The following is a 24,741-nucleotide window of genomic DNA, read 5'->3' as shown; positions in this document are numbered from 1 at the left end:
GGAGACTACTTAGGTGAGGCTAACCTAAATCAACATCGCCGGGTGCGGAAGGACGTGTGGAAGTCCGGTCACTGAAGAACTCCAGGACCACCCGGTTCACTTCGTCCGGTCGCTCCAGGTAGCCGTAGTGTCCGCAGCCCTTGATCTCCTGGTAGACGGCACCGGGGATGGCGTCGGCGACCTCCCGCCCGAGGTGCGGCGGGAGGATGACGTCGTCCGCGAAGCCGACGACCAGGCAGGGCACGTCGACGGCCCGGTAGGCGTCCAGCCGACCATCCGGGACGTCGAGGTCCAACTGGGCCCGTACGCCGGGCCCTTGGGGCTGGGGTGAGAACTCGAAGAGCTCCAGCCAGTCCTGGACCTGCCGGTCGTCGTCCAGGGTGGCCGGTGAGAGGTTCTGCAGGGCGCGGATCCAGGCGGTGTAGGCGACGGGCAGTTCCAAGCCGCTGTCGTACAGGGCGCGTTCGGCGTTCGCCATCGCGGCGCGCAGGACGTCGGTACGGCCGCGGGTGGCCATCAGCACGCCCTGCTGGACGAGTTGCGGCCGGGCGAGCATCAGCTCCTGGACGACGTACGCACCCAGGGAGACGCCGACGAACCGGCACGGCGCGAGACCGAGGTGCTCGGCCAGGCCCGCCGTGTCGGCCACCAGGTCGTCGACGGTGAAGCCGTCCGGGCACTCGTCGGTCGGGGGAACGCCCCGGTTGTGGAAGGTGACGGCCCGGTATCCGGCGTCGACCAGGGCCGGCACCTGATGGAGGTGCCAGGCCCGGCCACCGGCACCCCGGCCCATCACCAGGACCACCGGCTCGCCCTCGCCGGTGTCCTCGTAGTGGAGCCGGATTCCGTTGATCCGCGCGCTCGGCATGGTTCACCGCCCTGTCGTCCGAGGCCGTGTCCGTCGGGTTGGTCAGTCGGCTGCCGGAGACGTCTCGGCGGGCGCCGCCCGGTCGTCACCGCCGCCGTCGCCGTCGGGAGGCCGGCTGAGCGTGGCCTTCCGCAGCCCCGGCATCGCCAGGGCCACCGCACCCACGCCCGCCAGACAGACCAGCCCTCCGACCACCACGGCCCCGCTCGACGACCCGAGCGCCCTGGCCACCAGGCCCGCCTCGACATTGCCGACGGAGGGCCCCGCGGTGGCCTGGGCCAGCCACAGGCTGCCGACCCGGCCCTGCAGCCGGTCCGGCGTGTAGTGCTGGAGCAGGGCCCGGCGCAGGATCTCCGAGGCGGTGTCGCCGAGGCCGGCCAGGGCCAGGAAGGCCAGCGCGAACCACAGATTGGGGCTGAGGCCGAAGCAGGTCATCGCCACGCCCCATACCGCGACCGCGCCGATCAGCGCCCGCCCGGTGTGGTGCACCCGGCCGGTCCAGCCGCTGGTCAGCGCGCCGAAGAAGGAGCCGACCGCCGGGGCGGTGTAGAGCAGTCCGACGGTGGACGGGCCGCCGCCGAAGTGCTCGGTGCCGAGTTCGGGGAAGAGGGCGTACGGCATCGCGAAGACCACCGCGCACACGTCGATCAGCAGCAGTCCGGCCACGACCTGGTTGCCGCGCAGGAAGCGCAGCCCCTCCCCCATCGCCTTCAGCGGATGCTGTGCCTCGGCGTTCCCCTCGGGGGCGAGCTTCGGCAGCGGGGCGAGCAGGGCGAGTCCCACGACGTATATGGCCGCGTCGATCGCGAAGCACCAGGCGACGCCGGGGCCGGCCGCGATCACGCCCGCGAGCGACGGCCCGACCATGCCGCCCAGTTGGGCGGTCAGCGTGGTCAACGCGCCCGCCGCGGCCAGTTGTCCGGGCGCCACCAGGGCCGGAGTCGCGGCCATCAGGGCCGGACCGCCCAACCCGGCGGTGAAGCCTGCCAGCACGGCCGCCACGAAGACGAACCACACCTGCGGGTCGGGCAGTGCCGCGTTCACCGCGAGCCCCGCGATCACCACCGCGGTCACGGCCCGGGTGACGAGCATGACCTTGCGCCGGTCGACCCGGTCGGCGAGCAGCCCGCCCGTGACCAGACCTACCAGCAGCGACAGGCCCAGCACCAGGCTCATCAGACCCACTTGGACCGACGAGCCGGTGAGGTGGTAGATCTGCAGGCTGGCCGCCACCGAGGTGAGGTGGGTGCCCACCATGGAGATCGCCTGGGTGGCGAACATCAGCCTGAAGTTTCTGCTGGAGCGCAACGGCGCTACGTCGACGACCACTTCTCCCAGTCGCACGCGCGCCCCTAACCCTGCGCGGGGACGACGTAGGGAGCGACGCTGCGCAGCTTCTCGCAGGTCTCCTCCAGCTCCCTGGCCGGGGTCGACCCGGCGAGGATGCCGGCGCCGGCCCGCAGCCAGGTCCGGCCGCCCTCCTCGAAGAGGCTGCGCAGCACCAGGGCCGCGTCGAGCGATCCGTCGCTGCCGGCCCGCAGCACGGCCCCGCTGTAGATGCCGCGCGGCTCCTTCTCCAACCGCGCGATGCAGTCGTACGCCGGGGCCTTGGGGATGCCGGAGGCGGTCACCGCGGGGAAGACCGCGCGCAGTGCGTCCCAGGCGGTGGCGGAGTCGGCCAGCAGGCCGTGGACGCTGGACCCGAGGTGCTGCACGCTGCCGCGCCTGCGGACGCTGAGCAGGTCGCGCACCGAGACCGTGCCCGGGCGGCAGACGGTGGCCATCTCCTCCTCGGCGAGTTTGACCGACAGCACGTGTTCGGAGATCTCCTTGGGGTCGGCGAGGAGTTCGGCGCGCAGCCGCTCGTCCTCGCGCTCGCCGAAGCCGCGGGCCCGGGTGCCCGCGAGTGGCTGGGTGACGACCTCGCCGTCGGCGCTGACCTCGGCGACGGTCTCGGGGCTGAATCCGGCGACCCGGCGCCCGCCGAGGTTCAACAGGAAGGAGCGGGCGGGGGTGTTGTGCGAGCGGCCGTGGACATAGGTGGCGACGAAGTCGACCGGGAAGGGCACGTCGACGGACCGGGAGAGGATGACCTTCTGCAGGTCGGACGTCCGTATCTCCTCGATGGCCTGGGCCACCATGTCCGGATAGCGGCCCTCGGCGTCCGACACATCGATGGGGCGGGGTACGGCGGTTGCGTGCGCGTCGGCGCGGTCGAGTAACCCCGTCAGCGCGTCCAGCGTCTCCTGGTCGGCGCTGCGGATCAGAGCGCTCCTCCGACTGAGTCTCACTTCGCTGTGCGGGACCAGCAGATGGAGCAGGTCGTCGTCGCCCGCCCGGTCGGGGCGGCCGGCGTGCAGATGGGAGAACTCGAAGGCCATCCAGCCGTAGGCGTTCCAGCCCGCTACGGCCATCCGGCCCAGTTCCTCGTGGACTTGGCGCAGTGGATGCGACCCGAGCGCGGTCGTGGTCTCCTCGCCGAGCCATCGGCGGCGGATCTCGGAGCGGCCGACCAGGATCTCGCCGAGCACTCCTCCGGCGAACCAGACGTCGCCGTTCTGTTCGTAGATCACGTACTGGTCGAACAAGCCCGACTCCGCCAGTTGCGCCGCCAACTGGACGGGGTCTCCCGGCAGTTCCGTCTCCGCGCTCCGATAACGCAGCAAGGACCTACCTCCCTGGAGTTAGGTTAACCTAACCTAATTCCCTAAGACCCTAGCCCCCGCAGCGCGGCGCCGTCCAGATCACACCTCCAGGCTTGACCCCGTGCATTCCTTAGGCAAGCCTTTCCTAAACAGCAGGCGGGAGTTGAGGATGCTCGACGGTTGGGTGCCCTGGCCAAAGCCGTTGGCCGAGAAGTACCGCGAAGAGGGCTACTGGGAAGGCCGGCCGCTGGACCGGCTGCTGAGGGAGAGCGCCGAGCGGGGACCGAGCCGTACCGCGCTCGTCGACGCCGACGGAAACCGGTGGACGTACGCCGAACTCGACCTGCGCGCCGACCGCATGACGGCGGGGCTGCGCCGGCTCGGCATCGGCGACGGCGACCGTGTCGTGGTCCAACTGCCCAATACCGACGCCTTCGTGGTGCTCTTCTTCGCGCTGCTGAGGGCGGGCGCGATACCCGTGCTCACCCTGCCGGCGCACCGCGAGAGCGAGATCGTGCATGTCGCCGAGGTGTCCGGCGCCACGGCCTACGCCATCCCCGACCTGCACGACGGCTTCGACCACCGCGCGCTCGCGCGGGCCGCACGCAAGGCCGTGCCCGGTATCGAGCACGTCCTGGTGGCGGGCGACGCCGCGGAGTTCACCGCGCTCGCCGACGTCGACGCCGACCCGGTCCCGCTCCCCGAGGCCGACCCCGGCGACGTGGCCGTACTCCTGCTGTCCGGCGGCACCACCGGCAAGCCGAAACTCATCCCGCGCACCCACGACGACTACGCGTACAACGTTCGCGCGAGCGCCGAGGTGTGCGGCTTCGACGGCGACACCGTGTATCTGGTGGTGCTGCCGACCGCGCACAACTTCGCGCTGGCCTGCCCCGGTCTGCTCGGCACGCTGATGGCGGGCGGCACCGTCGTGCTCTCCCCCACGCCGAGCCCCGAGGACGCGTTCGCGCTGATCGAGCGGGAGAGGGTCACCGCTACCGCCGTCGTCCCGCCGATCGCGCTGCTGTGGCTGGACGCGGTGGAGTGGGAGGAGGCCGACCTCTCCTCGCTGAGCCTGCTCCAGGTCGGCGGCTCGAAGCTGGGCGCGGAGCCCGCCGCCCGGGTCGAACCGGCCCTCGGCTGCACGCTCCAGCAGGTGTTCGGCATGGCCGAGGGCCTGCTCAACTACACCCGGCTCGACGATCCGCCCGAGCTGGTGATCGGCACCCAGGGCCGACCGATGTCCCCCGCCGACGAGGTGCGCGTCGTCGACGAGGACGACCGTGACGTACCGCCCGGCGAGAGCGGCGAGTTGCTGACCCGCGGCCCCTACACCCTGCGCGGCTACTACCGCGCCACCGAGCACAACGCCCGCGCCTTCACCACCGACGGCTACTACCGCACCGGCGACCTGGTGCGGATCCTGCCCTCCGGGCATCTCGTCGTCGAGGGCCGGGCCAAGGACCAGATCAACCGGGGCGGCGACAAGATCTCCGCCGAGGAGCTGGAGAACCACATCCTCGCCCACCCGGCCGTGCACGACGCGGCGGTGGTCGGCATGCCCGACGAGACGATGGGCGAGCGCACCTGCGCCTACCTCGTCCCGCGCGGACAGGCCCCGGGCCAGCGGGAGTTGGCCGCTTTTCTCACCGAGCGAGGGGTCGCCGCGTATAAGCTCCCCGACCGGGTGGAGGTCGTCGAGACCTTCCCCCGGACCTCGGTAGGCAAGATCGACAAGAAGGGGCTCGGCCGGCTGATCGCCGATCGCCTCCGCGCGGAGGGCATTGGTGGCGACTGAGGCCGGAACGGCCCCTCCTGTACAGACCGACAAGCGCTCGCCCAGGCGCCGTACCTCGACCCGTTCGCTGGCCGTGCTCGGCGCCCTGCTGCTCCTGCTCCTCGCCGTCATGCTCAGCCTCGCGATCGGCTCGCGCGCACTGCCGCCGGCCGTCGTGGTCGACGCGCTGCTCCACGACGACGGCTCGACCGCGGCCTCGGTGATCTGGGACGTCCGGGTGCCGCGCACCCTGGCGGGCATCGCGGCCGGTGCCGCGCTCGGTGTCGCGGGCGCGCTCATCCAGGCGCTCACCCGCAATCCGCTGGCCGATCCCGGGCTGCTCGGCATCAACGCGGGCGCCGCCACCGGAGTCGTGCTGTCCATCACGGTTCTCGGCATCACGAGCCTGTGGGCGTCGGTGTGGTTCGCCATGGTGGGCGCGGTCGTGGCCGGTCTGCTGGTGTACTCGCTGGCCTCGGGCGGTCGCGGCGGCGCGACGCCGGAGCGGCTCGCCCTCGGCGGAGCGGTGATCGCCGCCGTGTTCACCGGCATCAGCCAGACGCTGATGCTGCTGGACGCCCAGGCGCTGGACCAACTGCGGTTCTGGAGCGTGGGGTCGCTGGCCCGGGCCGACCGCGAGACGCTGACGACGATCACGCCGTTCGTCCTGGTGGGCCTGGTGCTCGCCCTCGCGCTGGTCCGGCCGCTGAACGCGCTCGCGCTGGGCGACGACGGCGCCCGGGCGCTGGGCGCGCAGGTGGACCGGACGCGCTTCCTCGGCCTGGTGGCCATGACGGTGCTGTGCGGCGCGGCGACGTCGGCCGTCGGGCCGCTCGTCTTCGTCGGCCTCGCGGTCCCGCACATCGCCCGCATGATCGTCGGCGCCGACCAGCGCTGGACGCTGCCGCTGTCCCTGCTCCTCGCGCCCGCCCTGCTGCTCTTCGCGGACGTCCTCGGCCGGGTCGCCGTACGCCCCGACGAACTGGACGCGGGCGTGGTGACGGCGGTGGTCGGCGCCCCGGTGTTCATCGCCCTCGTCCGCTACCGCAGGGCGGTGACCGGATGACGGCCCAGGCGCCGGCCCGTACCGGTGCGCGCGGCCGTTCGCATGTCGTACGCAGCCGCTCGCACCGTTTCTCCCTGCGGGTGGACGTGCGCGCGGTGACGGTCTGCGTGCTGGTGCTCGCCGCCACCGCCGCGGTCGGCGTCCTCGCGCTCGGCACCGGCGAGTACACGATCTCCCCGGCGGACGTGGTCCGCACGCTGCTGGGCAACGGCAGCCCGCGCACCGACTTCGTCATCAACGACCTCCGGCTGCCCCGGCTGCTGACCGGCATCCTTGTCGGCGCCGCGCTCGGCCTGAGCGGTGCCCTCTTCCAGAGCCTGACCCGCAATCCGCTGGGCAGCCCCGACATCGTGGGCTTCACCTACGGCTCGGCCACCGGGGGCCTGCTGGTCGTCCTGCTCATCGGCGGCAGCGGCGGGCAGATCGCCGTCGGCGCGGTGGGCGGAGGCCTCGCCACCGCCGTCCTCGTGTACGTGCTCGCGTGGCGGCAGGGCGTGCACGGCTTCCGGCTGGTGCTCGTCGGCATCGGCGTGAGCGCGCTGCTCCAGGGGGTGAACGCCTATCTCCTGGCCAAGGCCCGCTTCACCCAGGCCGCACAGGCGATGGTGTGGCTCAACGGCAGCCTCAACGGGCGCAGTTGGGCGGACGTCCACCCGGCCGCCCTCGGCCTGCTCGTCGTGCTGCCCCTGGTGGCGCTCATCGCGAGCAGGCTGAAGATCATGGAGATGGGGGACGACGTGGCGGGCGGCCTCGGGGTGCCCGTCCAGCGCTCCCGGCTGGTGCTGCTGGTGCTGGCCACCGCGGCCTGTGCCGTGGCCACCGCCGCTGCCGGCCCCATCCCCTTCGTGGCGCTCATCGCCCCGCAGCTGGCCCGTCGGCTCACCCGGGCCCCCGGCCCCAACCTGCTCGCGGCCACCTGCACCGGCGCCTTCCTCGTGGTGACGGCGGACTTCGCGTCCCAGCGCATCCACGAGACGGCCCAGCTGCCGGTCGGTGTGGTGACCGCGGTCGTCGGCGGGGTGTACCTGGGGCTGCTGCTGCGCCGGCAGCGGCGGGCGGGGCGGATCTGAGCGCCTCGGCGGGCGTGCTCCTCGGCGCCCCTGCCCCTCGGTGCCCGTGTCAGTGCCCGTGCTCCTCGGCCCCGTCCTCGTGCGCGGGCGCCTCGGAGGTGGCCACCGCCGTTCCGGCCTTGACCGTGAACGCCGCGGTGTGCACCTCTCCGTCGTGCTTGAAGTCGAGGAACAGCCGGTAGGCGCCGCTGCTCGGCGCGGTGGCGGTGAACGAGATCTCCGGCCCTGCCTTCGTCCTGCCGTCGCCGGGTTCGCCGTTGGGGTGGACGTGGAGGTAGGCGAGGTCGCCGGAGCGCAGGGCGACCAGGTGGCCGTAGGCGCCGAGGTAGGGCTGGAGGTCGGTCACCGGGCGGCCGTCGCGCGAGACCTTCAGCTTCAGCTCGCTCGCCTTGCCCGGACGCAGGGCGCCGTCCAGCCGGACCTCGTAGCCGTGGATCCTCGCCGTCGTGTTCGGGGCGGGCAGCTGATGCGGCCGGTAGGAGCCCGCCGCCGCCAGGTCCGCGCCGAGGGTGAGGTTCTGCGCGCCCTTCGTCGCCGGGGTGAAGTCGGCGAAGACGCGGTAGTCGCCGGCGCGGGGCAGTTCGACGGGGGTGCTCCAGGTGCCGTCGGCGGCGCGGGTGGGGTGCAGATGGCGGTAGGTGACGAGATCGCGTGAGGCCACGATGAGGTGCAGTTCCTTCTCGTGCTCGCGCTCATAGGCGGTGACGGCGCGACCGGCGCTGTCACGTATGACGAAGCGCAGGTCGGAGCGGGTACCGGCGGTGACGCCGGGGGTCTTCAGGTCGAGGGTGTAGCCGCCCTCCGACATCTCCAGCCCGCCGGCCGGCTGCGTCTCGTGACCGCCGTGACCGCCGTCCCCGTCCGATGCCGAAGCCGGTGCCTGTGACGCCTCGCGGTGGCTGTCGTGTGCCGCGGGCGCGGGTTCCTCGACGACGGGGTCGAGGCCCTGGCCCACGCCGTAGGCGGTGCCGAAGGTCGCGGCCAGTGCGGCGGCGAACGCGGTGATCCTCAGTCCGGCATTCATGGCGGTCTCCTGCGGGTCAGATGCCTCGGTATGGTCCTTCGATGCATCTCACCATACCCCCAGGGGGTATAAAGGCAATGCGATCCAGCCCTTGCCCCGCGTACCCCCCAGGGGTATATATGGACTCCGGCAAGGATACCCCCACCCCGTACCCCGGTCGACCACGACCCCGCCCCCAGGAGGCACCCATGTCCACCACCACCTACGCCGTCTCCGGTATGAGCTGCGCCCACTGCAAGGCCACGCTCACCAAGGTCATCGGCGAGCTGGACGGCGTCACCGAGGTCGGCGTCGATCTCGCGACCGGCCAGGTCACCGTCACCAGCACCGCCGAGCCCGACGACACCCTGATCGCCGAGGTCGTCGACGAGGCGGGCTACGAGCTCACCGGCCGCACGGCCTGACCCGCACCCCCGACCGCCGGGGCCCGGCCGCACCGGGCTCCGCCCGCACCCCGCACCAGGAGCAGTGATGACCACCACCGCGTCCGACCCGACGACCGAGGTAGAGCTCGCCATCGGCGGCATGACCTGCGCCTCGTGCGCGGCGCGCATCGAGAAGAAGCTGAACCGCATGGACGGGGTGACCGCCACCGTCAACTACGCCACCGAGAAGGCGAAGGTCAGCTACGGCGGTGAGGTCTCCGTCCAGGACCTGATCGCCACCGTCGAGGCGACCGGGTACACCGCGCAGGAGCCCGCGCCACCGGTGTCCGAGGTGGCCGGGAGCGCCGACGAGCAGGATGAACTGCGGCCACTGCGGGAGCGGTTGGTCACGGCCGTGACGCTGGCCGTGCCCGTGATCGCGATGGCCATGATCCCGGCCCTGCAGTTCGAGTACTGGCAGTGGCTGTCCCTGACCCTGGCGGCGCCGGTCGTGACGTATGCCGCATGGCCCTTCCACAGGGCGGCGTTCACCAATCTGCGGCACGGCGCGGCCACCATGGACACCCTGATCTCGGTCGGTACGTCGGCCGCGTTCCTGTGGTCCCTGTGGGCACTGTTCCTCGGCACCGCGGGCGAGCCGGGCATGACGCACCCCTTCGAGCTGACCATCGCCCGCAGCGACGGCGGCGGCAACATATACCTGGAGGCGGCAGCCGGAGTCACCGCCTTCATCCTGGCCGGCCGCTACTTCGAGGCCCGCTCCAAGCGCAAGGCAGGCGCGGCGCTCAAGGCCCTGCTGGAGCTGGGCGCCAAGGACGTCACCGTCCTGCGCGCCGACGGCATCGAACAGACCGTCCCCGTCTCCGAGTTGAAGGTCGGCGACCGCTTCCTCGTGCGTCCCGGCGAGAAGATCGCCACCGACGGCACGGTCGTCGAGGGCTCGTCGGCGGTGGACGTCTCGATGCTCACCGGCGAGTCCGTGCCGGTCGAGGTCACCGAGGGGGACCCGGTCACCGGTGCCACGATCAACGCGGGCGGCCGTCTCGTCGTCGAGGCCACCCGGGTGGGCGCCGACACCCAACTCGCCCGGATGGCCAAGCTGGTGGAGGACGCGCAGAACGGCAAGGCCGCGGCGCAACGGCTCGCGGACCGGATCTCGGCCGTCTTCGTGCCGATCGTCATCGCCCTCGCGCTCGGCACCCTCGGCTTCTGGCTCGGCAACGGCGCCGGGGTGGCCGCCGCCTTCACCGCCGCGGTCGCCGTCCTGATCATCGCCTGCCCGTGCGCCCTGGGCCTGGCCACGCCGACCGCGCTGATGGTCGGTACCGGACGGGGCGCGCAGCTCGGCATCCTCATCAAGGGCCCGGAGGTCCTGGAGTCCACGCGCAAGGTCGACACGATCGTCCTCGACAAGACGGGCACCGTGACGACCGGCCGGATGACGCTGCTGGCCGTGCACACCGCCGGCAACGCCGACGAGGCCGAAGTCCTGCGGCTCGCGGGCGCGTTGGAGCACGCCTCCGAGCATCCGATCGCCCGTGCCGTGGCCGAGGGCGCGCTGGAGAAGCTGGGGTCGCTGCCCACGCCGGAGGACTTCGCGAACGTGCCCGGGCTCGGGGTGCAGGGCATCGTCGACGGCCATGCGGTACTGGTGGGCCGGGAGCGGCTTCTTCAGGAGTGGGCCATGGAGCTGCCGGAGGACCTCGCGCGCGCCAAGTCCGAGGCCGAGGCGTCCGGTCGTACGGCCATCGCGGTCGCCTGGGACGGCGAGGCGCGGGCGGTCCTGGAGGTCGCCGACGCGGTCAAGGACACCAGCCCGGAGGCGATCCGGCGGCTGCGTGCCCTCGGCCTCACCCCGATCCTGCTGACCGGCGACAACAAGGCCGTCGCCCTGGCCGTCGCCCGCGAGGTCGGCATCGCACCCGAGGACGTCATCGCCGAGGTACTGCCGCAGGACAAGGCCGACGTGGTCAAGCGGCTGCAGGGTGAGGGCCGTTCGGTCGCGATGGTCGGTGACGGCGTCAACGACGCGGCCGCCCTGGCCCAGGCCGACCTCGGTCTGGCGATGGGCACCGGCACGGACGCCGCGATCGAGGCCGGCGACCTCACCCTGGTCCGTGGCGACCTGCGCGCCGCCGCCGACGCCATCCGGCTCTCCCGCAGGACGCTCGGCACCATCAGGTCCAACCTGTTCTGGGCCTTCGCCTACAACGTCGCCGCCCTGCCGCTCGCCGCGGCCGGGCTGCTCAACCCGATGATCGCCGGCGCGGCGATGGCCTTCTCGTCGGTCTTCGTCGTCGGCAACTCGCTGCGGCTGCGCTCGTTCCGGGCGGCGGACTGATTCCCCGCACATGACAGTGAGGGCGCCGCACACGCGGCGCCCTCAGTCGTGTGACGGTCTGTCAGCCGAAAGCCTTCACGGCCTGGTAGTACGTCCAGGCCGTGCTGTTGCAGGCGGCCTTCGTCGCGCCGCCGTATCCGGCGCACACCCGCTTGAGGTCCTCGTAGAAGGCGCTGTCGATCCGTGACTTGTTGGCGCTGAACGTGCCCAGCGCCTTGTAGTTGCGGTAGCCGAAGTCGTGGCGGGCGCAGGACGTCTGGAAGGGGAAGCCGAAGGGGTTGTCCGGGGAGGAGGAGCAGTAGTCGGTCGACCAGTCGAACGCGTAGGCGCTCCACGCGGACTGGTTCGCCCGGGCGGCGGCCCACGCGTTGTAGCTGGACGCGCTGGTCTGCGTCCAGCTCGCGAGGACCTGGGGCTTGTCGGCGGGAGCGGCGTCGGCGGCCGCGGCGGTGCCGAGGACGGTGATCAGGGCCAGGGACGAGGCGCCAAGTGCGGTGGCGAGTCTGCGGTGCATTCCACACCTCCATGAGACCGCGGCCCGCCCGTCGAGCCGCAGGTTCATGACAAGATGATTCACACCGCAACTGCCCTTTCACACCTGCAAGTTGCCCAATGGACCCTTAACTCTGGGATGTCCCGGACAGCCGGACATGAACGGCGGTGAGCGCCAGCGCCAACGGACCCGGCGCCAGCAAGGCGAGCGGCAGCAGCATCCACGCGCACAGCGCGGCCGTGGCCGCCGCGAACAGGACCAGACCGGAGCCCCCCACATCCCGTACGGCGTCCAGGGCGGCCCCACGCAGGGCCGCCCGCCAGTCGGTGAGGGACTCGGGACGGGCACACGCCCTGAGACCCACCACCAGCGCGCTCGCCCCTGTCACGGCGGCCACCACCGCGAACAGCGGCGCCCCGGGGAGCCCGGCCCGGGCCAACGCCAGGTCCGCGGCGAGCAGCAGCGCACCCGCCAGGGCGAGCACGCCGGCCGCCAGGTCACCGGCCCGCAGCCGTCGCCGCAGTACCGCCAAGTACCGTCCGGCGGTGGCGGGCCGCCCCTCCCCCGCGCCCCGCAGCACCGCGCACGCGCTCGACAGCGCGGCCGGGGCCGTCACCAGCGGAAGGCAGGCCAGTGAGGTGGCGAGGCCCACGCTCAGCACGTCGGCGAAGAGGGTCATACGTGGCCCGAAGACCTCGCCCGGTTCACGCGTCCGCATGTCTCTCACCCCTTGATCCCGGAGCTGGCCATGCCCTCCACCAGCAGCCGCTGGAAGGCGAGGAAGAACAGCACGATCGGCAGCAGCGCGATCACGGACATCGCGAACATGGGGCCGAACGCCGAGGTGCTGGAGGCGTCCACGAAGGAGCGCAGGGCGAGCGTGAGTGTGAACTTCTCCGGGTCGAAGAGATAGATGAGCTGGGTGAAGAAGTCGTTCCAGGTCCAGATGAAGGTGAAGATCGCCGTGGTGATCAGCGCGGGGCGGGTGAGCGGCAGCACGACCAGGAAGAAGCTGCGGAAGGGGCCGCAGCCGTCGATGCGGGCCGCCTCCTCCAGCTCGCGCGGCAGACCGCGCATGAACTGGACGATGAGGAAGACGAAGAAGGCTTCCGTCGCCAGGAACTTCGGCAGGATCAGCGGCCAGTACGTGTTCACCAGGCCGAGCTGGTTGAAGATGATGTACTGCGGTATCAGCACCGCGTGGTGCGGCAGCATGATCGTGGCGATCATGAAGGCGAACAACGGTCCGCGGAAGCGGAACCGCAGGCGAGCGAAGGCGTACGCCGCGAGCGAGCAGCTGATCACGTTGCCGAGGACCGCGCCACCGGCGATCAGCAGCGAGTTGCTCAGCAGCCGCCAGATGGAGACGTCGTTGACGCCGTCGAAAGCGGTCTTGTAGTTCGACCACTCCAGGTGACTGGGCAGCAGGTCGAGGCTGGCGATGACCTCGTCCGCGGGCTTGAGCGAGGTGGCCAGCAGCCACGCCAGCGGGTACAGCATGACCAGCAGCGCGGCGAGGCAGCCGACGTGCAGGGCGATCCGGCGCCAGGCAACGGGCCTGCGCGGAGCCTCGGTCGAGACGGATGTCATCGGTCCCCCTCGGAGGCGTAGAAGACCCAGGAGCGCGAGGTGCGGAACAGCACCGCGGTGACGGCGCCGATGACGATCAGCAGCACCCAGGCCATGGCGGAGGCGTAGCCCATGTGGGAGGCGACGAAGCCTCGGTCGTAGAGGTAGAGGGTGTAGACGAGGGTCGAGTCGGCGGGGCCGCCCTTGCCGGCGCTCAGCGCGAAGGCGGGTGTGAAGACCTGGAAGGCCTGGATGGTCTGGAGGACGAGGTTGAAGAACAGGACCGGGGACAGCATGGGCACGGTGACGGACACGAACTGCCGCCACTTCCCGGCCCCGTCCACGGCCGCCGCCTCGTACAACTCGCTCGGGATCTGCTGGAGTCCCGCGAGGAAGATGACCATTGGCGCCCCGAACTGCCACACCGTCAGCAGTGCCACGGCGAGCAGCGCCCAGCCCGGCTTGTTGACCCAGCCGCCGGTGCCGAGCAGGGTGTCCACCGTGCCGCCGTCATTGAAGATCACGCGCCAGACGAGGGCGATGGACATGGACGCGCCGAGCAGCGAGGGGGCGTAGAAGGCCGACCGGTAGAAACCCTTGCCGCGTTTCATGGACTTCAGGGCGATCGCGACGACGAGTGCCAGCGCGAGTTGCAGCGGCACGGCGATGACGACGTACGTCAGCGTGGTCGCCACCGACCGCCAGTAGCGCGGGTCCTCGGTGAACATCTGGACGTAGTTGCGCAGGCCCACCCAGCGCGGCGGGTTGAACAGGTCGTAGTCGGTGAAGGACAGGTACAGCGACACGGCCATCGGCAGCAGCGTCAGGACGATCGCGCCGAGCACCCACGGGGACAGGAACACCCAGGCGGGGCCCTGGCGTTCGCGCTTGGCACGGCGCCTCGGGGCGGTGGTGGACCCCGGCTTCCTGACGGCGGGCACGGATATGTCGGTGGTGCTCATGACCTCAGCTCCGCCTTCGCCTCGGTGACGTAGTTCTCGGCCGCCTCGCGGGGCGACATGCGCTCGTACGACACCTGGTCGTAGTCGCGCTGGAAGGTGGTCTGCAGGGCGTTGTCGCCCGAGGGCGGGGCCTGTGGCGGGTCCTTGAGGGTGCCCTCGAGGGAGGACTGGTAGGCGGCGATCGTCTGGTCGAAGTCCTTGAGCTGCGGCTCGATCTCCTCGCGTACGGCCTCGTTGACGGGGATGCCGCGGGTGGCGCCGAGGATCTTCGCGGCCTGTTCGTCGTTGATGAGGAAGTCGACGAGCTGGGCCGCCTCCTTCGGGTGGCCGGTGCCCGCCCCGACGCCGAGGAACATCGACGGCTTGAAGTACTGACCGGGGGTGCCGTCCTCGCCGGACGGCATCGGTGCGAGCGCCACGCCGCTGGGGATCAGGGCGAGGAAACCGCTGGCCGGGGCGTCCCAGTTGGAGTCGGCCGTGGCCTCGCCGCGCCCGAGCGGGGTGTTCTCGACGGAGCCGTCGAGCTGCGTGGTCTGCTCGGCGGGCGAGACGACGCCCTCGCGCCGGAGCTCGTCGGTGAACGTCCACCAGCGGGTCAGGTCGTCTGAGGTGAAGCCGAGCCCGCCGTCCTCCGTGTAGAGGGACTTGCCCTGCCCGCGCAGCCAGACCTCGAAGCAGTCCTCGCTCTGGCCGGGGTCGGTGGCGCCGGGCTTGCCGGTCTTCTCCGCCAACGCGCGCATGGTGTCGGCCCATTCGCTCCAGGTCCAGCTGCTGCCCGGGAGCGGTACGCCTGATTTCTTCCACGTCTTGACGTCGTAGGCGACCGTCTCGGTGCCGCGGCCCTGGGGAATCGCGTACTGCGTGTCGTCGAGCCGGCCGGTGGCGAGGAGCCCCGGGTCGATCTCACTCGTGCGCAGTACGGCCTTCTGCTTCGCGAGGTCGAGCAGGACTCCGCCGGAGGCGTACTGGTCGATCTGGCGGTAGTCGAGCTGCATCACGTCGGGGGCGTCGCCGCCCGCGGCCTGGGTGGCGAGCTTCTGTTTGTAGGCCTCGTAGGCCGAGAACGACGTCTGCACCTGGACGTTCGGGTGCTGTTTCTCGAACAGGGCGACGGCCTGCTCGGTGCGTTCCGCGCGGTCGGGGTTGCCCCACCACGTGTAGCGCAGCACGACCTTGCCGCCGCCGACCGACTCCCCGGATCCCCCGCAGCCGGCCGACATCGTGCAGAGCACGAGTGCGACGACCGACGCGCAGAACCCCTTTGTCCTGTGTCCGGGCATGCCGAGGTCACCTCTCCTCTCCTCGGGCTTTCTGTTTGGCCCCCCTCGGTCCCCTTGCCTTCCCAGGCCCCCTCGCCCGGTTACTCGCCGCCGTACGGCAGCGTCGTGCCGGGCAGGTTGTACTCGTCCCGGCGGCCGCACATCCCGAATCCGCCGAGCCGGGTGGGCGCGGCCTCGTACGCGGTCGCGTCGGCGAGGTACGCCGGCTCGCCCGCCTCCAGCGCGTCGAGCTGGGCGCCCGTGCGCTCGGCCGTGGCCAGCGCGCCCGCCCGCCACAGCTCCCGCCAGTTCGGCACCTTGGCCCGCACGAGCCGGGCGGCCGCGCGCTGGAACTCGGCGTACGGGCCGTCGTCCCCGGCGACGAGCGCCTCGCGCAGGGCGAGGTAGCCCTCGACGGCGAGGTCCCTGCGGCGACGCGCGGCAGCCGCGGTCTCCGGGCCGGTGCCGGACGGCAGCACCGCGGCCGCCGCGTACTTGCCGGGGTCGGCGAGCACCTCGGGCGGGAACGTGAACACGGCGTCCCCGGCCTCCGGCAGCCCGCTGTTCTGCATCAGGACGGTGATGCGCAGATCGCCGCCCTGGACCATGCGGTGCACGGTCCCGGGCGTGAACCAGGCGACGGAGCCCGGCTCCAGGGGGATGTCCCGGTAACCGTCGGGGCTCAGCGTCTGCACCGCGCCCCGGCCGCCGGTGACGACGTACGCCTCCGTGCACACCAGGTGCAGATGCGGGCTGCCGCCGCACACCCCGTCGGCGGCCTCCCAGTCGTAGGCGCTGAGGTGGGACAGACCGACGGCGCCCGGCAGTGGCTGCGGAAGGCTGGGCTTCACCACGGCAGCCCCTCCAGGTGAGCGCCCACCCGCTCCCGGTCCCACGCCCCGTCGGCGAAGACCACCCGGTAGCGGTACGCGAAGGACTCGCCGGGCGGCAGCTCGAACTCCTCGAAGAACGCCCAGGAGAACGCCACCGTCGGGATCGGCTCGGAGCGCACGAACCAGTGGGACTCGTGGATCGCGGCCTTGTCGTCGAGGTTCTCGGGCGCGTGCGCGAAGACGAGCGTGGAGTGTCCGTCGGCGTCGTCGTGCTCGGTGGTGAAGGCGAGCCACGGCCCCTGCGTGCCCATCAGTTTGCCCGCGTCCGCGCCCGCTCCCCCGTCCAGGTCCGGCCCGAAGGCGGTGCCTCCGGTGAAGTCCCGGGGTCCGCGCCACTGGAGTCCGGTGTAGCCGGCCATCTCACGGCCGGCGGTGGTGGGCGAGCCGAAGGCCAGCGCCTCGTCACGGACGTTGGTGAGCCGGATCGACCAGTCCAGGGCCCAGGCGCCGGCCTCCTCGTCCACCGAGTGGACGGTCAGCCCACGCACCTCGCGCGCCCACTCCGCGCCGCCGTTCTCGACCCAGGTGAGCTCCTCGGTGAAGGCGAGCCGGTCGTCCTCGACGGTGAACTCGCCGAAGCCGTCGTGCCGCATCGAGCCGACGCGCTCGGGCAGCGGGAGGTAACCCTCGCCGTGCACATAGCAGTTGCCGCCCCAGAAGTTCTGCCCGGACAGATGACTCGCGGTCATCTGCAGGCCCTTGTGCCAGCGGTGGTCGCTCGGCCGGTAGCCGGTGACGGTGTGCCCGGCGAGGGTGCGCACGGGGTGGGCGTAGGGCTTGCGGGACTCGAACGCCTCCGGGTCGGGGCGGTAGACGTACCGCAGGATCTCGGTGCCGTTGGCGGCCGTGACCGCGATGTGGTCGCCGTGCGCGTGGGTGACGCGGATGCTCATGCGCGCTCCTTGGGGGCCCAGTGGGGGTGGTCGCCGTGCATGGCCGGGTAGAAGGGGTCACCGGGCTCGATCTCGCCCGCGTGCACGGGGCGTCCCGTGAAGGCGGCCTTGTAGAGGGCGGCGGCGAAGTCGAGGGTGGCCCGGGCGTCGGGGCCGCTGCCGGGCGGGCGGACACCGTTGTCGTAGGCGTCGAGGAGGGTGCCGAGCTGTGCCGTGTGCGAGCTGGGCAGGTCCGCCGCGAGGGTGCGCCAGGCGGTGGCGCGCTCGGAGGGGACGTGCGGGGCCGGGGTGTAGACCCAGTCGTCGTTGCGGTGGCCGTACAGGTGGGTGAGCTCGACCGTCGCGTCGGCGCAGTCGACGCGGATGCGGCTCACCTCGTGCGGGGAGAGCACGCTGTTGACGACGGTGGCGAGGGCGCCGTTCTCGAATCGTACGAGGGCCGTCGAGACGTCCTCGCTCTCGGTGTCGTGCACCAGGCGCGCGGCCATGGCCCGGATCTCCGCCCACGGGCCGAGCAGGTGCAGCAGCAGGTCGAACTGGTGGATGCCGTGCCCCATCGTCGGCCCGCCGCCCTCGGTGGCCCACCGTCCGCGCCACGGCACCGCGTAGTACGCGGAGTCCCGGTGCCAGGTCGTCTGGCAGTGCGCGACGAGCGGGGCGCCCAGCTCACCGCTCGCGATCAGCTCCCGGGCGTGCACGGCGCCGGAGCCGTAGCGGTGCTGGAAGACCACCGACGCGTAGGCCCCGGACGCCTCCTCGGCGGTCGCGATGTCGTCGTACTCGGCGAGCGACAGGCACAGCGGCTTCTCGCACAGCACCCAGGCGCCCGCCTTCAGCGCGGCGACCGTCTGCTCCCGGTGCAGCGACGGTGGCGTGCCGATCAGGACCAGGTCGGGGCGTACGGCGTCCAGCATGTCGTCCGTGGAGGTGTACCCGGCGACGCCCTCCCCGGCGAGCTGCCGGAAGGCGTCCAGCCGGGTCCGGTCCACGTCGACGGCGGCGACCAGCTCCACCCGGTCCGCGTGGTGTCTCAGCGCGGGGAGATGGCTGCCGCTGACGATGGCGCCGGTGCCGATCACGGCGACGCGACGGCGGGCGGGACTTCTGGACATGCAGTTCTCCTCGGACGGCCGGCGGACAGCCCGCACCAGAAAGCGCTTGCACTTCGAGGGTGACCCTAGGCAGGGACGTAATGTCAGGACAACCCCTGTGCGGCGACATGGGCAAAGCCTGACCCGTACGGCTTCGGCCCGTCTCCGGCACGCTCCCCTTCTCGGCCACCGCCGAAACGGACGAAGATCACATGGCGGGCCTGGGCTGTCCTGTGCTTCAAACGCGGCCGTGACGTGCTTCAACTCCGGGCCGGACAGGGCCCGTTGACACTGCGCTGGATCGGCGTCAGGGTGGTGACTCGTCGCGCCCGGGAGGTCACCCATGGCAGCAGCCGGTAACGATGCCGATTTAGTCGCGCGCGTACGGTCCCTGCGGCCGCTGATCCGCGAGCACGCGCTGCGGACCGAACAGGAGCGCCGGGTGGCGCCCGAGGTCGCCGCCGCGCTGTCGGAGGCCGGCATCCACCGGATGAACGTCCCCCGGCGGTACGGCGGCTACCAGAGCCGGGTGCGCACCCAGGTGGACGCGGTGGCCGAGATCGCCGCGGAGTGCGGCTCGACCGCGTTCAAGACGGTGATCCAGGCCGGCTGCTCCTACATCGCGGCGCTCTTCCCCGACGAGGCGCAGGACGAGATCTTCACGAGCCCCGACGTCAGGGTGGGCGGCACCCTCGTCCCGGACGCGACGGCGGTCCGGTCGGACGGCGGCTACGTCGTCAACGGCACATCGGGCTTCGCCACCGGCTGCCACGACGCCGACTGGCACCTGCTGACCGTCCGGGTCGAGTCCGAGTCCGGCGACGGGCCGCCCGAACTGCTGTGGACCGCGGTGCCGATGGCCGAGCTGGAGATCCTCGACGACTGGTACGTGTCGGGGCTGGCGGGCAGTGGCAGCGACAGCGTCGTCGCGCGGGACGTGGTGGTCCCCGCGCATCGCACACTGCCGGTCGGGCCGCTGCTGGCGGGCGAGTTCCCGTCGAAGGCGGGGGCCGACGACCCGTTCTACCGGATGCCCGTCCTGCTGCTGTTCTGCGCATGGACGGCGCCGCCCGCGCTCGGTCTGGCCCGCTCGGCCCTGTCGGAGTTCACCGAGCGCAGCCACCGGCGGGGCATCACGTACACCTTCCACCAGCGCCAGAACGAGGCGACGGTCACCCATCTCCAGGCGGCCGAGGCGGCCCTGAAGATCTCCTGCGCCGAGCTGCTGACCAGCGACTTCGTCGCCCTGATCGAGGCGCGGGCCGAGTCCGGCGAGCCGTACACGGCCGAGGAGCGGGCCAGGATCCGGGCGCAGAGCGGCTATGTGGCGCGGCTGTGCAAGGAGGCCGTCGATCTGCTCGGCTCCGCGTCCGGGGCGTCGTCGCTGCACCGGCAGGTGCCGATGCAGCGGGCCGTGCGCGACCTGCACGCGCTGACACTGCATTCGTTCGTGAATCCGGCCACCAACCTGGAGATCTACGGCCGGGTCCTGTCCGGTCTGGATCCGGGTACGCCGTTCCTCTAGGCCTCCTCTGTCCGGTGCCCTGTCTTGTCCAGGAAGCGCCGCAGCCGGGTCAGCGGCCAGGTGTTGATCACGTCGTCCTCGGTGAGCCAGCCGCGCTGGGCCGTGCCCACGCCGTAGCGCAGGTAGGCGAGGTGGATGACGGCGTGGGCGTCGCTGTCGACGGCGAACTTCACGCCGTGCCGCCTGGCCCGCAGGATGTCCTCGTCGCGCAGGTCGAGGCGGTCCGGATGGGAGTTGATCTCCAGGGCCGTGCCGGTGCGGGCGCAGGCCGCGAAGACCGCGTCGAGGTCGACGTCGACGGCGGGGCGCTTGCCGATGAGGCGGGTGGTGGGGTGGCCGATGATGTTGACGTGCGGGTTCTCGCAAGCCCGGACGAACCGCCGGGTGAGCGCGTCGCGCCCCTGGTTGAAGTGCGAGTGCACCGAGGCCACGCACAGGTCGAATCCGTCGAGGAACTCCGGCGTCCAGTCCACGTCGCCGTCGGGGCCGATGTTCAGCTCGGCGCCGTGCAGCACCCGCATGCCGCCCCGTTTGCCGCGCTTGCCGTACTCCCCGTCGAGCTCGCGCACGCGTGCGCGCTGGGCCAGGATGCGTTCGTCGGTCATCCGCTGCATGGCCATGTCGGGCCCGTGGTCGGTGACCGCGTAGTAGGCGTAGCCGCGCTCGGCGGCCGCGGCGACCATCTCCTCCAGCGGGGCGAGCCCGTCGGTGAGGTCGGTGTGGGTGTGCAGATCGCCCCGGATGTCCTTCTCCTGGACCAGCTCGGGCAGCTCGCCGCGCAGCCCGGCCTCGATCTCGCCCCGGTCCTCGCGCAGGGTGGGCGGGATCCAGGGCAGGCCGAGCCGGGCGTACACGTCCTCCTCGGTCCGGGAGACGATCTTCTTGCCGGTCTCGGTGTCGAAGAGGCCGTACTCGGAGAGCTTGAGCTTCTTGTGGACGGCCATCTCGCGGGTGCGGATGTTGTGCGCCTTCGACCCGGTGAAGTACTGCATCGCCGCGCCCCAGGAGTCCGGCGGTACGACCCGCAGGTCGACCTGGAGGCCCTTGGTGGTGCGGATCGACGTCTTCTTCTCGCCGTGCGCGATGACCTCCGAGACGTACGGCAGCTCGGTGAAGGCCCGCATGAGCGGCTGCGGCTTCTTCGCCGCGACGAGGATGTCGATGTCGCCGATCGTCTCGCGGACGCGGCGCAGGGAGCCCGCGTAGGCGCACCGCTCGCAGCCGCTGACCTGCGACATCTCGGCGACGATGTCCTCGGCGAGGCTCATGGCGACGTCGATCAGGACCCGGTCGCCGGAGGACTGCAGCAGGCCGATGCCGTGCAGGATGTTCTCCTCGGTCTTCGGTCCGAAGCCCTTCAGGTCGCGCAGCCGCTCCTCATGGATGGCGTCGGCGAGTTCCTCGGTCGTGGAGATACCAAGCTCCTGGTAGATGACCAGGGCCTTCTTCGGGCCGAGCGTGGGGATGGCCGTCAGCTGCCGGACGCCGGCGGGGATCTTGGCGCGCAGCTCCTCGACGGCGGACACCTGGCCGACGGTGAAATACTCGATGATCTTCTTGGCGGTCGACTTGCCGACGTTGGGGATCTCCTGGAGTCCTTTGACGTCGAGTGTGGACACGTCGGCGTAGTAGCCGCCGATCGACCGGGCAGCCTTCTCGTAGGTGCGCGCCCTGAACGCGTCTCCTCCGGTGATCGAGATCAGATCCGCGTATTCCTGGAACAGCGCGGCGACCTCGTCGTTGGGCCGAGCCACACTTCCAGGGTAGCTACGGACGCGCCGTCGACGACTCCGGCGACGTTTCTTGTCCGGCGAGGCAGAGCCTGACGCGGGTCAGGTCCTCGGCTTCGACGAACACCTGTTGCCCCCAGTGGGCAGTGAGGCGGTGCGCGACAGCGACCAGCCGACGGCGGTCTTCCGGCGTGTACGCCGGAAACCGTGCCCAGCCCTGGTCGGCGATCTTGTTGCCGAGTTCGCTGAACAACACGGCCCGCACGCGCTGCTCTTCCTCGTCGGTGAGCGGTGTGGTCTCGTGCTCCGCAGGCCGCACCCGGACGTTGTACAGGTCTCGTATCACCGGCGGCTCGCAATCTGCTCAAGGTCCGTGCGCGAGAGCTTACCGACCCATGTTCGACGACAGGGCCTAGGCCCTGTCGCCAAATTCCCGTCGTCCGCCCGGAGGGCGGGCCCGGCGGCGTCTGGTGCGTGCGATCGCAAGGCGCCGGAGCGCCCTCGTGGCGGAGCCACGTGGGCGGTTCGGCAACGCGGCGAGCGTGCGTGCCAGGCGTCGCCGGGCAGGCGGGAAATTGGCGACAGGGCCTAGTGACCCAGCGGCGTGGGCGGCGTGGTCGTGGTGTCGGCCACGGGCGTGGTCGTGAGCGGCGGGTGTGCGGGGGTGGCCCGCTCCTTCGTCAGGGCGTCGGTGATCCTGCGGGCCAGGAGGGGGTCGGCGGGCAGGGTGTGGGCGGCGAACCAGCGGGCGGCCGAGGGGTCGGGGGACGGTTCGACGAACTCGGCGCCCGCGTAGTCGTCGAGCGGCGGGTCGTAGACGTATCCCGCGACCACGCCATGGTTCACCAGGCGTTCGAGGAGGGCGTCACGGTCGTGGACCAGCAGCGGTACCCGGAACAGGGACGGCGGGCCCTCGCCCACCCGCTCGCGCAGGGCCGGGGTGGCCCAGGTGGTGCCCGACAGCACGGAGACACCGGCCCGGCGCCGGGCGAGGTCGCCGTCGAGCCGGGCCATCCGCAGCTCCAACTGCCCGCGGACCAGGGCCCCGTGACGGGAACGGAAGCCGTGCAGGTCGACCCGTACCCAAGGCTCGTACGCGGTCAGGCTCGGCGCCCGTCGGGCGCTGCCGGCGAGGCGGGGCGCGTGCAGGGCCATGCGGAACTCGTCGCGCTCCAGCAGATTCAGGCGCTGCATCGTGCGCCACACCGGACGCACCAGGTGGAGGGTGCGGACGGCGGACCGTGCCAGCGGGCGCAAGGTGGTGGTCAGGTCCTCGCGGAGGCGCCGCGGTGTCAGCAGGTCGTCGCGCAACAGCTCCAGTTCCCGCCGGGTGCGCGCGTCCTCGACGACGAGGAAGCCGCCGGCCTTCGCCGCCACGTGCTTGGACAGGCTGAACGCGGCCGCCGTGCCGAAGGTCCCGATGGGCTGCCCGTCCACGTGCGTGCCGATGGCGTGGGCGGCGTCCTCGATCAGGGGAATGCCCAACTGGTCGCAGCGGCGGCGCAGTTCGACGACGCGGTCCGGCAGGCCGTACAGGTTCGTGGTCAGGACGGCGTCCACGTTCCGCCAGGTCGACTCCGGTACGGCGGCCGGGTCGATGTTGCCGTCCCACCGGGACACGGGGGCCTGAACGGGGCGCAGTCCGGCCGCGAGGACGACGAAGAGGATCACGTCGTCGTTCACCGGGGACATCAGCACCCGTCCGCCGGGCCGGCACCAACGCCGCAGTGCCAGGTACAGGGCCAGTCGGGCCGAGGGCGTGTAGACGCATTCGCGTCCGATGCGCCGTGTCATCATCGCGGCGAGCCGCGATCCGTACGGCATGGTCACCTCATCCGTGGAAGGGTACGAAGAAGGGTCGCCCGATGCGGGCGGGTGCGTTCGCGCGCGTCGATCGAGGCCACTGTGCGGGGGGTTGGATTCCGCGAAGGCCAGGCATACGACGCCGACGCGTGGCGTGTGACAGGCGTGGGCCCGATCAGCGGGCCCGGGCTCCCACCCCTGGTGAGTGGGCCGGGCCCGAGGTGCGCAGCGTGCCGACGGTCTTCAGCAGCCGGTCGGCGGGCTCGCGCAGCCTGGGATGGGCCAGGACCGTGTTTCTCAGACCGCGCACCGGTCTGCGCCACATCCGGTGGGCCGCCGCCACCGGGTGCGGGCGGGCCGCGAACCCCTCGGCCACCCGCAGTTCACGGGTCTTGAGCCAGTCCTTGTACTCCTTCGCGCCGCGCCCCATGTCCATGAGCGTCACGCCGTCCCGGCCCGCGGCCTCGGCCAGCCGCAGGTGCATCATCAGTCCGGGCGAGTAGTAGCCGAACTCGGGGTCGTAGGCGGTGAACCAGGCCGCGAACACGGTGCGCGACCGCGGCCCGAAGTGCGCGGCGACCGGCCGGTCACCGGCGTACACCACGGACAGAATGCCGGTGAAGTGCTCCTCGCGGACCTGGAAGAGGTGGTCCACCAGGTCGACGATCCATGGCTTGGCGAACCGGTCCATCCGCCCCGTCCTGCGGTACTGGGCGGACTTCCACCGCATGAGCGTGCGCAGCATGCGCGGGTCGCGCTCGTCGTAGACGAACCGCACCTCGCCCGCGTCCCGGGCCAGGCGGCGCTCCTTCTTCAGCGTCGTCTTGGCGAGCCCCGGGTACGTGGCGCGCAGCCACCCCGGGTAGTCGCCCTCGCCGGGCTTCAGGTCGAGCACGGGAGAGGCGAACGTCCCCGTGACGTACGGGCCGAACGGCTGCTGCTCCGCGACGAGGTGATCGAACTCGAAGACGGACAGCCCGCAGGCCCGCAGGAGTCGCCGGCTGTCCCAGGTGACCCCCGGCCGGTGCACCAGCGCCTGGCAGTCCGAGAGACCTAAACCGATGGCCCGGCCGACCCCGTACGCATTGCGCTCATACGGGAAGAAACCGACGGCCTCCCCGTTCTCGTGCAGCACCGCGACCCGAGCCCCACCGCGGTACCTGCTCACGCCGATCGTGAACTCCGGTGCCAGAAAGGGGTTGGCGTAGTCGGGTGACTCGTCCATCGCCCGGTGCCACGCCCGGCGCAGCGACTCGTTCAGCTCCTCGGGTCTGTGAATCGTGATGGCGCTCGTGGATCGCATGGCGAACCGCTCCCCCCAGAATCCCCCCAAGACGCGCTTTTGG

The 24,741-nt window shown here is 71.5% G+C and carries 22 protein-coding genes; 6 read left to right on the top strand and 16 right to left on the bottom strand.

From position 1 onward, the window contains the following. Positions 1-19: 19 nt before the first annotated feature. From ABD932_RS18015 to ABD932_RS18005, 3 genes are read right to left on the bottom strand one after another with little or no spacing between them, the layout of a single operon-like run. Positions 20-868, bottom strand: coding sequence for an alpha/beta fold hydrolase (locus ABD932_RS18015; RefSeq protein WP_345013843.1), 849 nt, complete (start codon positions 866-868; stop codon positions 20-22). Positions 869-910: 42 nt separating this feature from the next. Next, complete coding sequence (gene entS / locus ABD932_RS18010; RefSeq protein WP_345013841.1) at positions 911-2,212, bottom strand: enterobactin transporter EntS; 1,302 nt, start codon at positions 2,210-2,212, stop codon at positions 911-913. An 8-nt stretch (positions 2,213-2,220) separates the two neighbouring features. Continuing rightward, positions 2,221-3,534 carry a salicylate synthase gene (locus ABD932_RS18005; protein WP_345013839.1) on the bottom strand — a complete coding sequence of 438 codons (1,314 nt, stop codon included), beginning with the start codon at positions 3,532-3,534 and terminating at the stop codon, positions 2,221-2,223. Positions 3,535-3,682: 148 nt separating this feature from the next. On the opposite strand from ABD932_RS18005, the gene ABD932_RS18000 reads away from it, so the two are divergent. From ABD932_RS18000 to ABD932_RS17990, 3 genes are read left to right on the top strand one after another with little or no spacing between them, the layout of a single operon-like run. Further along, the gene (locus tag ABD932_RS18000; protein WP_345013837.1) at positions 3,683-5,311 is read left to right on the top strand and encodes a (2,3-dihydroxybenzoyl)adenylate synthase; all 1,629 of its coding nucleotides are present in this window, start codon (positions 3,683-3,685) and stop codon (positions 5,309-5,311) included. After that, positions 5,301-6,356 (top strand): FecCD family ABC transporter permease, encoded by a 1,056-nt coding sequence (locus ABD932_RS17995; RefSeq protein WP_345013835.1) that lies wholly within the window; start codon positions 5,301-5,303, stop codon positions 6,354-6,356. The genes ABD932_RS18000 and ABD932_RS17995 overlap by 11 nt, the downstream gene beginning before the upstream one ends. Next, positions 6,353-7,426, top strand: coding sequence for a FecCD family ABC transporter permease (locus ABD932_RS17990; protein WP_345013833.1), 1,074 nt, complete (start codon positions 6,353-6,355; stop codon positions 7,424-7,426). The genes ABD932_RS17995 and ABD932_RS17990 overlap by 4 nt, the downstream gene beginning before the upstream one ends. 49 nt (positions 7,427-7,475) lie before the next feature. On the opposite strand, the gene ABD932_RS17985 is transcribed toward ABD932_RS17990, so the two are convergent. Further along, a complete protein-coding gene (locus ABD932_RS17985; RefSeq protein ID WP_345013829.1) occupies positions 7,476-8,450 on the bottom strand; it encodes a hypothetical protein in 975 nt (324 codons plus the stop codon). Positions 8,451-8,638: 188 nt separating this feature from the next. Here ABD932_RS17985 and ABD932_RS17980 point away from each other — a divergent pair, with 188 nt between their 5' ends. Both ABD932_RS17980 and ABD932_RS17975 read left to right on the top strand, forming a co-directional pair. Then, a complete protein-coding gene (locus ABD932_RS17980) occupies positions 8,639-8,854 on the top strand; it encodes a heavy-metal-associated domain-containing protein (protein WP_345013827.1) in 216 nt (71 codons plus the stop codon). A 67-nt stretch (positions 8,855-8,921) separates the two neighbouring features. Beyond that, positions 8,922-11,177, top strand: a complete 2,256-nt coding sequence (locus ABD932_RS17975; protein ID WP_345013825.1) for a heavy metal translocating P-type ATPase — start codon at positions 8,922-8,924, stop codon at positions 11,175-11,177. Between the two features lie 61 nt (positions 11,178-11,238). On the opposite strand, the gene ABD932_RS17970 is transcribed toward ABD932_RS17975, so the two are convergent. The 8 genes from ABD932_RS17970 to ABD932_RS17935 all read right to left on the bottom strand — a co-directional run bounded on the left by ABD932_RS17970 (position 11,239) and on the right by ABD932_RS17935 (position 18,358). After that, positions 11,239-11,691, bottom strand: coding sequence for a phospholipase (locus ABD932_RS17970; protein ID WP_345013823.1), 453 nt, complete (start codon positions 11,689-11,691; stop codon positions 11,239-11,241). Positions 11,692-11,797: 106 nt separating this feature from the next. Beyond that, positions 11,798-12,388: a hypothetical protein gene (locus ABD932_RS17965; protein WP_345013821.1), complete on the bottom strand. Its 591-nt coding sequence runs from the start codon at positions 12,386-12,388 to the stop codon at positions 11,798-11,800. 5 nt (positions 12,389-12,393) lie between these two features. Then, positions 12,394-13,260, bottom strand: coding sequence for a carbohydrate ABC transporter permease (locus ABD932_RS17960; RefSeq protein ID WP_345013819.1), 867 nt, complete (start codon positions 13,258-13,260; stop codon positions 12,394-12,396). After that, positions 13,257-14,201, bottom strand: coding sequence for a carbohydrate ABC transporter permease (locus tag ABD932_RS17955; protein WP_345013817.1), 945 nt, complete (start codon positions 14,199-14,201; stop codon positions 13,257-13,259). Before ABD932_RS17955 ends, ABD932_RS17960 begins: the two co-directional genes overlap by 4 nt. Continuing rightward, the gene (locus ABD932_RS17950) at positions 14,198-15,481 is read right to left on the bottom strand and encodes an ABC transporter substrate-binding protein (protein WP_345013815.1); all 1,284 of its coding nucleotides are present in this window, start codon (positions 15,479-15,481) and stop codon (positions 14,198-14,200) included. Before ABD932_RS17950 ends, ABD932_RS17955 begins: the two co-directional genes overlap by 4 nt. Positions 15,482-15,561: 80 nt before the next feature. Then, positions 15,562-16,314, bottom strand: coding sequence for a cupin domain-containing protein (locus tag ABD932_RS17945; protein ID WP_345013813.1), 753 nt, complete (start codon positions 16,312-16,314; stop codon positions 15,562-15,564). Next, the gene (locus ABD932_RS17940; protein ID WP_345013811.1) at positions 16,308-17,246 is read right to left on the bottom strand and encodes a DUF6807 domain-containing protein; all 939 of its coding nucleotides are present in this window, start codon (positions 17,244-17,246) and stop codon (positions 16,308-16,310) included. The genes ABD932_RS17945 and ABD932_RS17940 overlap by 7 nt, the downstream gene beginning before the upstream one ends. Next, on the bottom strand, positions 17,243-18,358 hold the full coding sequence (locus ABD932_RS17935) for a Gfo/Idh/MocA family protein (RefSeq protein ID WP_345013809.1): 1,116 nt from the start codon (positions 18,356-18,358) through the stop codon (positions 17,243-17,245). Before ABD932_RS17935 ends, ABD932_RS17940 begins: the two co-directional genes overlap by 4 nt. Before the next feature lie 322 nt (positions 18,359-18,680). Here ABD932_RS17935 and ABD932_RS17930 point away from each other — a divergent pair, with 322 nt between their 5' ends. Then, positions 18,681-19,862: a flavin-dependent monooxygenase gene (locus ABD932_RS17930; RefSeq protein WP_345013807.1), complete on the top strand. Its 1,182-nt coding sequence runs from the start codon at positions 18,681-18,683 to the stop codon at positions 19,860-19,862. Here the strand turns inward: ABD932_RS17930 and polX are convergent. From polX to ABD932_RS17910, 4 genes are all read right to left on the bottom strand, one after another. Beyond that, positions 19,859-21,616: a DNA polymerase/3'-5' exonuclease PolX gene (gene polX / locus ABD932_RS17925; protein ID WP_345013805.1), complete on the bottom strand. Its 1,758-nt coding sequence runs from the start codon at positions 21,614-21,616 to the stop codon at positions 19,859-19,861. The two genes, ABD932_RS17930 and polX, sit on opposite strands and share 4 nt — an antisense overlap. 13 nt (positions 21,617-21,629) lie before the next feature. After that, positions 21,630-21,911, bottom strand: coding sequence for a hypothetical protein (locus ABD932_RS17920; protein WP_345013803.1), 282 nt, complete (start codon positions 21,909-21,911; stop codon positions 21,630-21,632). Positions 21,912-22,180: 269 nt separating this feature from the next. Next, complete coding sequence (locus ABD932_RS17915) at positions 22,181-23,422, bottom strand: DegT/DnrJ/EryC1/StrS family aminotransferase (RefSeq protein WP_425587471.1); 1,242 nt, start codon at positions 23,420-23,422, stop codon at positions 22,181-22,183. 148 nt (positions 23,423-23,570) lie between these two features. Beyond that, entirely contained in the window at positions 23,571-24,698 is a 1,128-nt protein-coding gene (locus tag ABD932_RS17910; protein WP_345013799.1) for a GNAT family N-acetyltransferase, read from the bottom strand. Positions 24,699-24,741 lie beyond the last annotated feature (43 nt).

It is taken from the genome of Streptomyces shaanxiensis (assembly GCF_039537145.1).
Lineage (GTDB): Bacteria > Actinomycetota > Actinomycetes > Streptomycetales > Streptomycetaceae > Streptomyces > Streptomyces shaanxiensis.
This window is presented reverse-complemented; position numbering and strand designations above follow the sequence as displayed.